Source organism: Microbacterium foliorum, from assembly GCF_006385575.1.
In the GTDB taxonomy this organism is placed as follows: domain Bacteria; phylum Actinomycetota; class Actinomycetes; order Actinomycetales; family Microbacteriaceae; genus Microbacterium; species Microbacterium foliorum_B.
Genome location: NZ_CP041040.1, coordinates 3194418 through 3206497, shown reverse-complemented (window position 1 = coordinate 3206497; position 12080 = coordinate 3194418). Strand labels below are relative to the sequence as shown.

Here is a 12080-nt window from a genome sequence, read left to right as displayed (position 1 = left end):
CTGCTCGTCGTCAGCTGACGAGGGTCTCGGTGTCCTCCGGGGTGGGGACGTCTGCGGGGAGTGCCCCGGTGATCAGGCCGACGATGTCCTGCGCGGTGACGTCGGCGATGTCACGCACGGCGACCGACCGGCCGAGGCGCATCACGGTGACGCGATCTGCGACGGTGTGCAGCTGCTGCATGTTGTGGCTCACGAGGATCACGCTGACTCCGTGCTCGCGCAGGCGGCCGATGAGGTCGAGCACCTGCTGCGACTCGCGCACGCCGAGCGCGGCGGTGGGCTCGTCGAGGATCACGATGCTGCGGCCCCAGAGCAGGGCACGGGCGATCGCGAGGCACTGGCGCTGTCCGCCCGACATGCCCTTGACCGACACGTTGACCGACTGGATGCCGACGCCGAGTTCGGCGAGCACCTCGCGCGAGCGGGCACGCATGCCTCGGTCGTTCACGACGTTCAGCGCCTTGAGGATCGGATTGGTCGACAGCTCTTCACGACCGAGGTACACGTTCTGCACGGCCGACATGGTGTCGACGAGCGCCAGGTCCTGGTAGACGGTCTCGATGCCGACGGCCAGAGCATCGGTCGGTCGACGGAAGTCGACCGGCTTGCCCTCGACCTTGATGGTGCCGCCGTCGGGCACCACCGCACCCGAGAGCACCTTGAGCAGTGTGGACTTGCCGGCGCCGTTGTCACCGACCAGGCCCATGACCTCGCCGCGGCGCAGGGCGAGCGAGGCGTCGGCGAGAGCGGTGACGGCGCCGTACCGGCGAGAGATGTTGCGAGCGTGGAGAACCAGATCCTGGTCAGCAGCGAGTGCCATGATCAACCTCATTGTCGAAGGGCCGAAACGGACTTTAAACGTTTCAGGTGGTTAAAACGTTTCAGACTCTATATCGCGACGTCTATACGGGCAAGGACTTTTCTTCCCGATCTTGAGAAAGCAACTGCAAGGACGCCCTAGTAAATCTCAGGATGCCGAAGTACTATAGTCATAGTGCCAACGACGGCGCGAAGGGACATCGCACAATGACTCGTACCATTCCCCACTTCGTAGGCGGAAAGCACTTCACCCCCGAGGGTGGCCGCTTCGCCGACGTGTTCGATCCGAGCACCGGATCCGTCCAGGCGCGCGTGCCGCTGGCCTCCACCGCGGAGGTCGCCGAGGTGATCGCGAACGCCGAGGCCGCGCAGGTCGAGTGGGCGGCGACCAACCCGCAGAAGCGCGCTCGCGTGCTGCTGCGATTCCTCGATCTGGCACAGCGCGAGATGCAGTCGCTCGCCGAGCTGCTTGCGAGCGAGCACGGCAAGACGGTCGACGACGCGAAGGGCGACATCCAGCGGGGCCTCGAGGTCATCGAGTTCTCCGCGGGCGCTCCGCACCTGCTGAAGGGCGAGTACTCGACCGGCGCCGGTGCGGGCATCGACGTCTACTCGATGCGGCAGCCCCTCGGAGTGGTCGCCGCGATCACGCCCTTCAACTTCCCTGCCATGATCCCGCTGTGGAAGGCGGGCCCCGCGCTCGCCGCCGGCAACGCCGTGGTGCTCAAGCCCAGTGAGCGTGACCCCTCGGTCCCCGTCCGCATCGCCGAGCTGTTCCTCGAGGCGGGGCTGCCCGCCGGCGTGCTCAACGTCGTGCACGGAGACAAGGAGGCCGTCGACGCGCTGCTCACCGACGACCGCATCCGGGCCGTGGGATTCGTCGGCTCGACCCCGATCGCCGAGTACATCTACTCGACGGCGGCCGCGCACGGCAAGCGCGCGCAGTGCTTCGGCGGTGCCAAAAACCACATGATCGTGATGCCCGACGCCGACCTCGACCAGGCCGTCGACGCTCTGATCGGCTCGGGCTACGGTTCGGCGGGCGAGCGCTGCATGGCGATCTCGGTTGCGGTCCCGGTCGGACAGGAGACGGCGGATGCTCTCGCGGCCAAGCTCACTGAGCGTGTGGCGCAGCTGCGCATCGGGCCCTCGCTCTCGGCCGACGTCGACTACGGTCCGCTGGTCACACGAGCAGCGGTCGAGCGGGTCGAGGGCTACATCCAGCAGGGCGTCGACGAGGGCGCGACCCTCCTCGCTGACGGCCGAGGCTTCTCGGTGCCGGGCCATGAGCAGGGCTTCTATCTCGGACCGACGCTGTTCGACCACGTCACGACCGACATGGCGATCTACCGCGAGGAGATCTTCGGACCGGTGCTGGTGATCGCGCGCGCCGCCGACTACGAAGAGGCGCTGCGCATGGCATCCGAGCACGAATACGGCAACGGCGTCGCGATCTTCACCCGCGACGGCGACGCCGCCCGAGACTTCGCCGCCCGGGTCGAGGTCGGCATGGTCGGCGTGAACGTGCCGATCCCCGTACCGATCGCGTATTACACGTTCGGAGGCTGGAAGCGCAGCGGATTCGGCGACCTCAACCAGCACGGCGCCGACGCCTTCCGCTTCTACACGAAGACCAAGACCGTCACGAGCCGCTGGCCCGCTGCCGGGATCCGCGACGGCGCGAGCTTCGTCATCCCCACGATGCACTGACCCCCGCGCTGACCTCCCACAAGGAATCGACATGACCATGACCACCGTCACCACCACCGCCGAAGAGCGCGAGGCCATTCTCGACGCCGTCCGCGAGTTCGCCGACACCGAGCTCGCACCGTTCGCGGCCGAACGCGACGAGAAGCACATCTTCCCCCGCGAGTCGCTCGGCAAGGCGGGCGAGCTCGGGCTCGGCGGCATCTACGTGCGCGAGGACTTCGGCGGCACTGGGCTGAGCCGCTCCGACACGGTCGCGATCTTCGAAGAGCTCGCCAAGGGCGACCCTGCCGTCGCCGCCTACATCTCGATCCACAACATGGTGGTCTGGATGATCGACACCTACGGAGACGACGCGCAGCGCGGCCGGTGGCTGCCCGCACTCACCGCGATGCAGGAGTTCGGCGGATACTGCCTGACCGAGCCTGGCGTCGGATCCGACGCCGCGAACGTCGCCACGAGTGCGGTGCGCGACGGAGACGACTACCTGCTCACGGGTGTGAAGCAATTCATCTCGGGCGCCGGCGAGGCCGCGGTCTACGTCGTCATGGCGCGCACCGGCGAGCCGGGTGCCCGCGGCATCAGCGCCTTCCTGGTTCCCGGAGACGCCGAGGGCCTGAGCTTCGGGGCACCCGAGAAGAAGATGGGCTGGCATGCGCAGCCGACCCGCCAGGTGATCCTCGACGGCGTGCGCATCCCGGCATCCGGAATGCTCGGCGACGAGGGCCGTGGCTTCGCGATCGCGATGTCGGCACTCAACGGTGGCCGCCTCAACATCGCGGCCTGCTCGCTGGGCGGCGCGCAGTGGGCGCTCGACCGCGCCGTGCAGTACGTGCACGAGCGCGTCGCGTTCGGCGAACCGCTGGCCGAGAAGCAGTCGATCATGTTCGCGATCGCCGACATGCGCACCGATCTGCAGGCCGCTCGCCTCATGGTCAGAGACGGCGCGCTGGCCGTCGACGAGCAGGCGCCGGACGCGACCATGCGCTGCGCCATGGCCAAGCGGTTCGCGACGGATGCCGGATTCGACGTCGCCAACCGCGCTCTGCAGCTGCACGGCGGCTACGGCTACCTGCAGGACTACGGCATCGAGCGGGTCGTGCGCGATCTGCGGGTGCACCAGATCCTCGAGGGCACCAACGAGATCATGCGCCTGATCGTCGGCCGCGAGATGCTGCGACCGGCTGGGTCGGCGTCCCTTCAGCGGACCGGCGGAGACCCGATGCGGAGCGCATCATGAGCGAGCCGACGAAGGTGCGCATCGCGTTCCTCGGACTCGGCCACATGGGCCTGCCGATGGCGAAGAACCTGGTCGCGGCGGGGCATGAGGTGCACGGCTTCGATCTCGTGCCTGCCGCGATCGAGGCGGCGCAGGCCGCCGGCATCCCGGTGGCAGCCAGCGGGGCGGATGCCGTGCGCGAGGCCGACGTCGTGATCACGATGTTCCCGGCCGGACGGCACGTGATCGACGCCTACCGCACCGAGCTGCTGGCCGCCGCTCGACCGGACACCCTGTTCATCGAGTCGTCGACGATCGCGGTCGACGAAGCCCGTGCCGCCCACGCGCTGGCGCTCGCGGCCGGGCATCGCAACGTCGACGCACCCGTGTCGGGCGGTGTCGTGGGTGCCGAGAACGGCACGCTCGCGTTCATGGTCGGCGGCTCGGAGGAGGACTTCGCGGCCGCACTGCCCGTGCTCGAGGTCATGGGAAAGCGCATCGTGCACTGCGGCGGCCCTGGACTCGGGCAGGCCGCGAAGGTGTGCAACAACATGGTGCTCGCGGTGTCGCAGATCGCCGTCGCCGAGGCGTTCGTGCTCGGCGAGCGGCTGGGACTCGAGCATCAGGCGCTGTTCGACGTCGTGTCGCAGGCATCCGGTCAGTGCTGGTCGATCACGACGAACTGCCCCGTGCCGGGGCCCGTGCCGACGAGCCCGGCGAATCGCGACTACCAGCCCGGATTCGCCGGAGCCCTGATGGCGAAGGACCTCGGCCTCGCGCTGCAGGCGATCGAGCAGACGTCGACCGACGCGCAGATGGGGCGGCTCGCGCAGCAGCTCTACGCCGCCTTCGCGGCGGGCGAGGGCGCGACCCGCGACTTCTCGGGTATCATCACCGACATCCGCGATGCGCCCTCCGGCCGTTGAGCGAGCACGGCGCAGCGCCCGAGACGAAACGCGGCGACCGGGCCGCGACATACTGAGATGACCACGACGGAGAGGGCTTCACGATGACCGAGTACGAGACGATCCTGGTCGAGCAGCGCGGACGAGTCGGGTGGATCACCCTCAACCGCCCCGAGGCCCTCAACGCGCTGAACAGCCGCCTCGCGGAGGAGGTCACGGCGGCCGCCGTCGCGTTCGACCTCGACGACGGCGTCGGCGCGATCGTCGTCACCGGATCCGAGAAGGCATTCGCCGCGGGCGCCGACATCAAGGAGATGGAGGGCATGTCGGCTGCCGAGATGACCGAGACCGATCACTTCGGCGTCTGGCACGAGTTCGCCGCGGTGCGCACCCCCGTGATCGCCGCCGTCTCGGGCTTCGCGCTCGGGGGAGGATGCGAGCTCGCGATGATGTGCGACATCATCCTCGCTGCCGACACCGCCAAGTTCGGTCAGCCCGAGATCAACCTCGGCGTCATTCCGGGCATGGGCGGCACGCAGCGCCTGATCCGCGCGGTCGGGTATTACAAGGCGGCGGAGTTGGTGCTGTCCGGCCGGTTCATGGGCGCCGAAGAGGCGGAGCGGTCCGGCCTCGTGTCGCGCGTCGTGCCGGCATCCGAGCTGCTCGCAGAGGCCACGAAGCTGGCCGAGACGATCGCGTCGAAGTCGCTGCCGTCGCTGTTCGCGGCCAAGGCCGCGCTCGACGCCGCCATGGAGACGACGCTCGCCGACGGGCTCGCGCACGAGAAGCGGGCGTTCGCCGCGCTGTTCGACACCGAAGACCAGAAGGAAGGCATGTCGGCCTTCCGGGAGAAGCGTGCGCCCGACTTCCAGAACCGCTGAGTTCCGCGAAGGCGGCGCCGCGCCGCGGTTCACAACTCAGCATGGATGGCGCCGGATCGGCCCGTCGGTGCCGATCCGGCACGCCCGTCAGCGGTTGATGCTGAGTTGTGAACGAGCGGCGGGCGGTTCAGCCGCGCAGTGCCTCGACGATCTTCTCGACGCGGCGGTCTCGGGTCGCGTCCTGCTTGGCCTCGGCCACCGTGCGGGCATGCTCCTTGCGCACCGAGTACGACAGGGCATCGAAGGAAGGCCGCAGCCCAGGGTCGGCATCGAGGGCCGCGGCCAGGGCCGGTGGGACCTCGACCTCGCGCTCGGCGGCATCCAGACGGATGACGGCATCGACCTCCTGGTCGATCTCGACCCCGAGCTCGGATCGGGCGGCTTTGCTGAACCCGATCATGTTCTGCCCGCCCATGCGGGCCAGGCGCAGGCGTGCGGTGCGTCCGTCGATCGTCACGGCGACCGGGAAGGTCTTGCCCGCCCCGAACGAGGCGACCTGGTCGTCGGTGAGGATGATCGCGGCGGCCGGGCCACGGCCTTCGAGGGTCGTGTGCAGGCGCAGTTCGCTCATGCGGGCAGTGTACGCCCGCGCCCCTCTGCGTCGGCCTCTGCTTCTGCGGCCAGCTGGTCGTTGCGCTGCTCGATCAGGCGTCGCATGTACTCGCGAAGGACGAGCCGGTCGACCAGGCGACCGATCGGGCCGAACGGCGAGTGGAATCTGATCGTGTCGCGCATCAGCGTGCCCCGCGGGTGCTCCTCGAACACGTGCTCGTGCCAGAACGAGCCGAAGGGCCCCGAGATCTGCCGGTCGCGGAACCCGCGCGGCGGATCGACGTCGTACACGACGGAACGCAGCCGGAACGGGATGCCGAAGTGCCGCGCCCGCCAGGTGACGGTCGACCCTTCGCTGAACACGCCGCCCGCCGGGGCCTCGACCATCGTCTCGCCGTACCGTGCCATCGACCGCAGATGCAGCCCGGGGTCGAGTGCCACAGCGAAGACCGTCGCACGCGGAGCGTCGATCACGCGTTCGAGCACGAACTCCGACACGTCAGAGCGCGTCCGGCTGCGGCTTCGGGTCGCTGAAGTCTCCGGCCGCCTTGCGCATGCGCGCGACGATCGCGACCAGTTCGGTCGCGTCCTCCCTGCCGATGCCGGGGTCGGCGAAGACGTCGGCGTTGAGGGCGGAGGTGGCGCGCTCGACGAGTTCGCGGCCCGTCTCCGTCAAAGCGAGCAGAGCAGCGCGGCCGTCGTGCGGGTGCGGCTCGCGCACGATCAGCCCGTCACGCACCAGACGCTCGGCCGTGCTCGTGACGGTCGTGGCGTGCACCTGGAGTCTGGCGACCACGCTCGACAGCGGCAGACGACCGGAGCGGCTGAACGCCAGCAGGCGCAGCATCTCGTAGCGGGCGAAGCTCAGCGCGAACGGCTTGAGCGCGGCATCCACCCTGGCGAGCAGCAGCTGCTGGGCCCGCATCACCGAGGTGACCACGGTCATGCCGTCGGCGGCATCCGTCCATCCGTGCGCCAGCCACTGCCGCTTCGCCTCGGCGAGCGGATCGACGGGCAGGGGGCGGGGTCGGACCACGGTTCTACGGTAGGGCATCGCGCTCGGACTCCGGGGATGTGCCCGCCGGGACGGCGGCTGGTTCTCAGTTGCTCGTCGGGTGGGACTCAGTATCAAGGCGCTAGAATCGACGCAGTCGTGAGGAGCAATCGATGAAGATCTTCGTCCTGGTCAAAGAGGTGCCCGACACCTACGGCGACCGCAAGCTGAATCTCGAGACAGGCCTCGCCGAGCGAGGTGCCGGCGACGTGGTGCTCGATGAGATCACGGAGCGTGCGCTCGAGGTCGCACTCAGCCATGCCGACAAGAACGAGGGCACCGAGGTGGTCGCTGTCGCGATGGCCCCCGGCGGCTCCACGGCGTCGGTGCGGAGGGCACTCGCGATCGGCGCAGGGTCGGCCGTGCACATCGCCGACGAGCAGCTCGCGGGTGCCGACCTTGGACTCACGGCCGAGACGCTGGCCGCGGCGATCCGACGGGGAGGGCCCGACCTGGTGATCACCGGCAACCTGTCGACCGACGGCTCGGGCGGAGTGATGGCCGCCATGCTCGCCGAGCACCTCGGCTGGGCACACGCGACCGCGCTCACCTCGGTCGAGATCACGCCCGAGGGCATCACGGGCACACGAGGGGCGGATGCCGGAGCGCAGCCGATCTCGGCATCCCTCCCTGCCGTGGTCTCGATCACCGAAGCGCTCCCCGACGCGCGCTTCCCGAACTTCAAGGGCATCATGGCGGCGAAGAAGAAGCCGCTCGAGGTCCTGACCCTCGACGACCTCGGCGTCTCGGCCGACCCGGCCGCGGCTCCCCGCACGATCATGACCTCGGTCGCCGAGAAGCCGCCGCGCGCGGCCGGCGTGAAGATCGTCGATGAGGGCGATGCCGCCGAGAAGCTCGTCGAATACCTCGTGCAGAACAGGCTGGTGTGACATGACCTACCCCGAGAACCCGATCCTCGTCGTGGTCGACCTCGACCCGGCAGGCAACCCCGCCAGCAGCACGGCGGCCCTGATCGGCGCCGCCTCGACCGTCGGCGCGCCGGTCGCGCTCGTCGTCGGCGGTTCGGCCGAGGCTGCAGCTCAGGTGGCCGCCGCCGGAGCATCCGTCGTGCTGACGGCCGACGCCGACGAGACGATCCTCACGATGCCGGTCGTCGATGCGCTGCAGGCCGCCTTCGAGCAGGTGAGACCGGATGCCGTCCTCCTCTCGAACTCGATCGCGGGGCGCGACGTCGCCGGCCGATTCGCGGTGCGCGCGAAGCTGGCGCTGTCGGTCGATGCCGTCGGCGTCTCGCGCGATGACGAGGGCATCGTCGCGAACCACTCCGTGTACGGCGGTGCCTATCTCACCGACTCGGCCCCCACCTTCGGCGCCCCGGTGATCACGGTGCGCCAGGGTGCTGTCGATGCTCGGGCAGAGGCGGTCGCATCGCCGACCGTCGAGACCCTGACCGTTGCGGCATCCGGCTTCCCTGCCGCCACCGTGGGAGCTGTCGAAGCGGTCGAGGCCACGTCGTCTCGCCCCGAGCTGCGCGGTGCGACCCGGGTCGTCTCGGGTGGCCGCGGACTCGCGTCGAAAGAGAAGTTCGTGCTCGTCGAAGAGCTCGCCGATGCGCTCGGCGCAGCCGTCGGCGCTTCGCGGGCCGCGGTGGATGCCGGATACATCCCGCAGTCGCACCAGGTCGGTCAGACAGGTGTCTCGGTGTCTCCGCAGCTGTACGTCGCCCTCGGCATCTCGGGTGCGATCCAGCACCGCGCGGGCATGCAGACGGCCAAGAACATCGTCGCGATCAACAAAGACGGCGAGGCGCCGATCTTCGACGTCGCCGACTTCGGCATCGTCGGCGACCTGTTCACGATCGTCCCGCAGGTGATCGCGGGCCTCGAGTCGCGGAAGAAGTAGTCATGGCGACGCGAACGCTCAGGCGCGGGCTCCCGCGTGTGCCCGGTGGTGAGCCGTGGCCTCCCGGGCTCGCTGTCGACGTCGGTGACGGTGTCGCCGACGCGGACGAGCCTGCCGCTGCCGCGTCTTCCGCCCCCGCGTCCGCTGCGGCCGTGCCTGCCACTTCGGGGGCCGACACGCCACTCGAAGGGTCGCCTGTCCAGGAGCGTTCGACATCTGGTGTGTCGGCCCCCGTTCTGGACGAGACGGCAGCGCGGCGCTCCACCTCCGTGCGTCGCGGGCTTCCGCGGGTGCCGGGCGGCGAGCCATGGCCGCCGGCGGATGCGATGCCGGGAGGTGCCGCGCCGCAAGGTGCCGCGCCGGGCGTCACCGGTGCGGCCCCCGCGGCCGCGGCCGCCGGTGTCGAACCCTCGGGCGGTGCCACCCCTTCCACTTCGGGGTCCGACACACCACGTGAAGGGCCGTCCGCCCCGCAGCATCCGACATCTGGTGTGTCGGCCCCCGCGCTGGGCGGGGCGACGGCACAGCGCGCGGCATCCGTACGCCGCGGTCTTCCGCGCACGCCGGGCGGCGAGCCTTGGCCGCCTGCCGACACCCAGGTCGCGGAGCGCGTTTCGTCTCGGTCGGCTTCGCCGTCCTCGCTCAACGACCGGGAGGATGCCGCGCCGTCGTCGCTCGAAGGGCGGGAGGATGCCGCGCCGGTCGACGACGAGCGGGCGGATGCTGCGGCGGGTGGCGACGACGAGACCGCCGTCGCCACCCGCACGGCGCCCGCTCTCGGCGATCCGTCGATTCCGCTGCCGGCTCCTCGCACGGTCTGGAACGGCAGCGCTCCGCGGCACGTCACGTCGACCGCTCCGGCATCCGACCGGCCTCGGCCCACCTGGACCCAGGCGATCGCCGGACTGCTCGGGGCGGCAGCCCTCGGCATCCTGGCCGCGGCAGCCGTGGCCTTCGTGCGGGCACTGCTGAGCTTCCCCGTCATGCAGGACTTCCTCGCGGCGTTCCCCGGCGAGTACGAGCCGGCCGTCGCCGTCGAGCCCGGGTTCGCGCCGTGGGTCAACTGGGCGCACTTCTTCAACGTGTTCCTGATGGTGCTGATCATCCGGTCGGGCCTTCGCATCCGCAACGAGAAGCGGCCCACCGCCTTCTGGACCCCGCGCAACGATCCCAAGGGCAAGGTCAGTCTGACGATCTGGTTCCACCAGGCGCTCGACATCCTCTGGCTCGTGAACGGCGTGATCTTCGTCGTGCTGCTGTTCGTCACCGGACACTGGGCGCGCATCGTGCCGACCAGCTGGGAGGTCATCCCCAACGCGCTGTCGGCGGCGCTGCAGTACGTGTCGTTCGACTGGCCGACCGAGCACGGCTGGGTGAACTACAACAGCCTGCAGCAGCTCGCGTACTTCGTGACCGTGTTCATCGCGGCCCCGTTGGCCGCGGCGACCGGTTTCCGCATGTCGGGCATGTGGCCCAAGAAGGCCGAGCGGCTGTCGAAGGCGTACCCGATCGAGTGGGCGCGCGCGCTGCACTTCCCGGTCATGATCTACTTCGTCGTATTCATCATCGGACACGTCGCGCTGGTGTTCCTCACCGGGTTCCTGCGCAACCTCAACCACATGTACGCCTCATCGGATGCCGTCGGCTGGACCGGGTTCTGGGTCTTCGTGGCGTCGTTGGTGGTGATCGCCATCGGCTGGGTCGCCGCCCGCCCGCTGGTCATCGCCCCGATCGCGAAGCTGTTCGGCAGCGTCTCAGGTCGCTGATCCGTTCACGATTCAGCACAGATCTCTCCCAGACCCAGCGAAACGGCCCCCTGCCGGTGGCAGGGGGCCGTTCATGCTGAATCGTGAACGCGACGTTCACGAGATGCGAGGATCAGCGCACGAAGCGCACCTCGGTCAGCGTCTCGCCGAGGAACGGCTCGGTGTGGCTGGCGCCGTCGAGCGCGAAGCCGTTGCGTGCATAGAAGCGGTGTGCGCGGGGGTTGTCCTCCGCGACCCACAGGTAGAGGGGCTCGTCCTTCTCGACGGCCGCGTCGAACAGCTTCTGGCCGATGCCGGTCGAGTGGTACGCGTCGAGCAGGTAGATGAAGTACAGCTCGCGGAACGCGGGGGCGTCCTTGTCGCGGGCGGGACCCGAGCCGACGAAGCCGACGATCTCGCCGTCGACGAGGGCGGCACGCATCGTGAAATCGGGGCCCTGAGAGGCCCAGTGCGTCCACAGCTCCGCCATGCGACGGGGCGAGACCTTCTCGAGCGCGGCCTTGCTGATCAGGTGGTCGTAGGTCTCGTGCCAGCACTGCGCGTGCACGCGACCCAGGGCTTCCGCATCCACATCACGGACCGGACGGACGATGACTTCAGGCTGGGCTTCGGCGCTCATAGCGCGACTCTACGCGCGGCCTCCGCGAACCGGAAATCGAGCGGGAGCGTTCCCAGGCCGAGAATGCACCCCTGGAGGGATCGCACAACGATGTTCGCGAATCGTTCGTCGATGGCTACGATCGATCCTCGTGAACGTGATCTGGCGCACTCTCCTCGTGATTCTCTCCGCCCGACGTCGAGTGCGCCGGGGCAAGACCCTCGACGCTGCCTCCGTCAGCAGCATCAGACTGACGACCCTCCCCACCGACATCGACATCCTGCGCCACATGAACAACGGTCGATACCTGTCTCTGTTCGACCTCGGCCGCTGGGACCTACTGATCCGCACGGGACTGTTCGACGCGATGAACGAGCGCGGCTGGTACGCCGTGGTGTCGAGCGAGACCGTGACCTTCCGCAAGTCCCTGCAGCTGTGGCAGCGGTTCGAGGTGCAGTCCCGGTTCATCGGACATGACGACAAGGCCGTGTTCCTCGAGCACCGAGCCGTCGTCGGCGGCGAGATCTATGCACGGGTGATCGTGCGCTCGCGGATGCTGCGTCGCACCGGCGGCACGGTCAGCAACGAAGAGCTGTTCGCCGCCGTCGGCAAGCCCGAGGGCGTGCCCGAGATCGACGCCTGGGTGCACGACTGGGCCGCGGCATCCGCTCTGCCTCCCGTGCGCACCCCCGCGCCGAGCGTGTGGAACTGACGCC

13 protein-coding genes are annotated in these 12080 nt (G+C 69.3%); 8 read left to right on the top strand and 5 right to left on the bottom strand.

Annotated features, from left to right (window positions below; translation table 11 throughout):
* Window positions 1–10: 10 nt before the first annotated feature.
* Entirely contained in the window at window positions 11–820 is an 810-nt protein-coding gene (locus FIV50_RS15540) for an ATP-binding cassette domain-containing protein (protein WP_219846222.1), read from the bottom strand.
* 206 nt (window positions 821–1026) lie between these two features.
* On the opposite strand from FIV50_RS15540, the gene FIV50_RS15535 reads away from it, so the two are divergent.
* The 4 genes from FIV50_RS15535 to FIV50_RS15520 all read left to right on the top strand — a co-directional run bounded on the left by FIV50_RS15535 (window position 1027) and on the right by FIV50_RS15520 (window position 5531).
* On the top strand, window positions 1027–2529 hold the full coding sequence (locus tag FIV50_RS15535; RefSeq protein ID WP_140038202.1) for a CoA-acylating methylmalonate-semialdehyde dehydrogenase: 1503 nt from the start codon (window positions 1027–1029) through the stop codon (window positions 2527–2529).
* Between the two features lie 31 nt (window positions 2530–2560).
* The gene (locus FIV50_RS15530; RefSeq protein WP_140038201.1) at window positions 2561–3766 is read left to right on the top strand and encodes an acyl-CoA dehydrogenase family protein; all 1206 of its coding nucleotides are present in this window, start codon (window positions 2561–2563) and stop codon (window positions 3764–3766) included.
* Complete coding sequence (gene mmsB / locus FIV50_RS15525; RefSeq protein WP_140038200.1) at window positions 3763–4671, top strand: 3-hydroxyisobutyrate dehydrogenase; 909 nt, start codon at window positions 3763–3765, stop codon at window positions 4669–4671. Before FIV50_RS15530 ends, mmsB begins: the two co-directional genes overlap by 4 nt.
* 83 nt (window positions 4672–4754) lie before the next feature.
* The gene (locus tag FIV50_RS15520) at window positions 4755–5531 is read left to right on the top strand and encodes an enoyl-CoA hydratase (protein ID WP_140038199.1); all 777 of its coding nucleotides are present in this window, start codon (window positions 4755–4757) and stop codon (window positions 5529–5531) included.
* A 127-nt stretch (window positions 5532–5658) separates the two neighbouring features.
* Here the strand turns inward: FIV50_RS15520 and FIV50_RS15515 are convergent, their stop codons facing one another.
* From FIV50_RS15515 to FIV50_RS15505, 3 genes are read right to left on the bottom strand one after another with little or no spacing between them, the layout of a single operon-like run.
* Window positions 5659–6102, bottom strand: coding sequence for a YdeI/OmpD-associated family protein (locus FIV50_RS15515; RefSeq protein WP_140038198.1), 444 nt, complete (start codon window positions 6100–6102; stop codon window positions 5659–5661).
* Window positions 6099–6581, bottom strand: a complete 483-nt coding sequence (locus tag FIV50_RS15510) for an SRPBCC family protein (RefSeq protein WP_140038197.1) — start codon at window positions 6579–6581, stop codon at window positions 6099–6101. Before FIV50_RS15510 ends, FIV50_RS15515 begins: the two co-directional genes overlap by 4 nt.
* 1 nt (window position 6582) lies before the next feature.
* Window positions 6583–7119 (bottom strand): MarR family winged helix-turn-helix transcriptional regulator, encoded by a 537-nt coding sequence (locus FIV50_RS15505; protein ID WP_140038196.1) that lies wholly within the window; start codon window positions 7117–7119, stop codon window positions 6583–6585.
* A gap of 131 nt (window positions 7120–7250) precedes the next feature.
* On the opposite strand from FIV50_RS15505, the gene FIV50_RS15500 reads away from it, so the two are divergent.
* From FIV50_RS15500 to FIV50_RS15490, 3 genes are read left to right on the top strand one after another with little or no spacing between them, the layout of a single operon-like run.
* The gene (locus FIV50_RS15500; RefSeq protein WP_140038195.1) at window positions 7251–8027 is read left to right on the top strand and encodes an electron transfer flavoprotein subunit beta/FixA family protein; all 777 of its coding nucleotides are present in this window, start codon (window positions 7251–7253) and stop codon (window positions 8025–8027) included.
* Between the two features lies 1 nt (window position 8028).
* A complete protein-coding gene (locus FIV50_RS15495) occupies window positions 8029–9000 on the top strand; it encodes an electron transfer flavoprotein subunit alpha/FixB family protein (protein WP_140038194.1) in 972 nt (323 codons plus the stop codon).
* Window positions 9001–9002: 2 nt separating this feature from the next.
* Entirely contained in the window at window positions 9003–10766 is a 1764-nt protein-coding gene (locus FIV50_RS15490) for a cytochrome b/b6 domain-containing protein (RefSeq protein WP_181164244.1), read from the top strand.
* A 112-nt stretch (window positions 10767–10878) separates the two neighbouring features.
* Here the strand turns inward: FIV50_RS15490 and FIV50_RS15485 are convergent, their stop codons facing one another.
* Window positions 10879–11385, bottom strand: coding sequence for a GNAT family N-acetyltransferase (locus tag FIV50_RS15485; protein ID WP_140038193.1), 507 nt, complete (start codon window positions 11383–11385; stop codon window positions 10879–10881).
* Between the two features lie 130 nt (window positions 11386–11515).
* Between FIV50_RS15485 and FIV50_RS15480 the strand changes: the two genes are divergently transcribed.
* Window positions 11516–12076, top strand: coding sequence for an acyl-CoA thioesterase (locus FIV50_RS15480; RefSeq protein WP_140038192.1), 561 nt, complete (start codon window positions 11516–11518; stop codon window positions 12074–12076).
* Window positions 12077–12080 lie beyond the last annotated feature (4 nt).

Excerpts from the sequence above, each read along its gene's own strand:
- FIV50_RS15530 (WP_140038201.1), top strand. The coding sequence starts at position 2,561 with ATGACCATGACCACCGTCACCACCACCGCCGAAGAGCGCGAGGCCATT.
- FIV50_RS15515 (WP_140038198.1), bottom strand. The coding sequence starts at position 6,102 with ATGAGCGAACTGCGCCTGCACACGACCCTCGAAGGCCGTGGCCCGGCC.
- mmsB (WP_140038200.1), top strand. The coding sequence starts at position 3,763 with ATGAGCGAGCCGACGAAGGTGCGCATCGCGTTCCTCGGACTCGGCCAC.
- FIV50_RS15500 (WP_140038195.1), top strand. The coding sequence starts at position 7,251 with ATGAAGATCTTCGTCCTGGTCAAAGAGGTGCCCGACACCTACGGCGAC.
- FIV50_RS15535 (WP_140038202.1), top strand. The coding sequence starts at position 1,027 with ATGACTCGTACCATTCCCCACTTCGTAGGCGGAAAGCACTTCACCCCC.
- FIV50_RS15495 (WP_140038194.1), top strand. The coding sequence starts at position 8,029 with ATGACCTACCCCGAGAACCCGATCCTCGTCGTGGTCGACCTCGACCCG.
- FIV50_RS15485 (WP_140038193.1), bottom strand. The coding sequence starts at position 11,385 with ATGAGCGCCGAAGCCCAGCCTGAAGTCATCGTCCGTCCGGTCCGTGAT.
- FIV50_RS15540 (WP_219846222.1), bottom strand. The coding sequence starts at position 820 with ATGGCACTCGCTGCTGACCAGGATCTGGTTCTCCACGCTCGCAACATC.
- FIV50_RS15520 (WP_140038199.1), top strand. The coding sequence starts at position 4,755 with ATGACCGAGTACGAGACGATCCTGGTCGAGCAGCGCGGACGAGTCGGG.
- FIV50_RS15490 (WP_181164244.1), top strand. The coding sequence starts at position 9,003 with ATGGCGACGCGAACGCTCAGGCGCGGGCTCCCGCGTGTGCCCGGTGGT.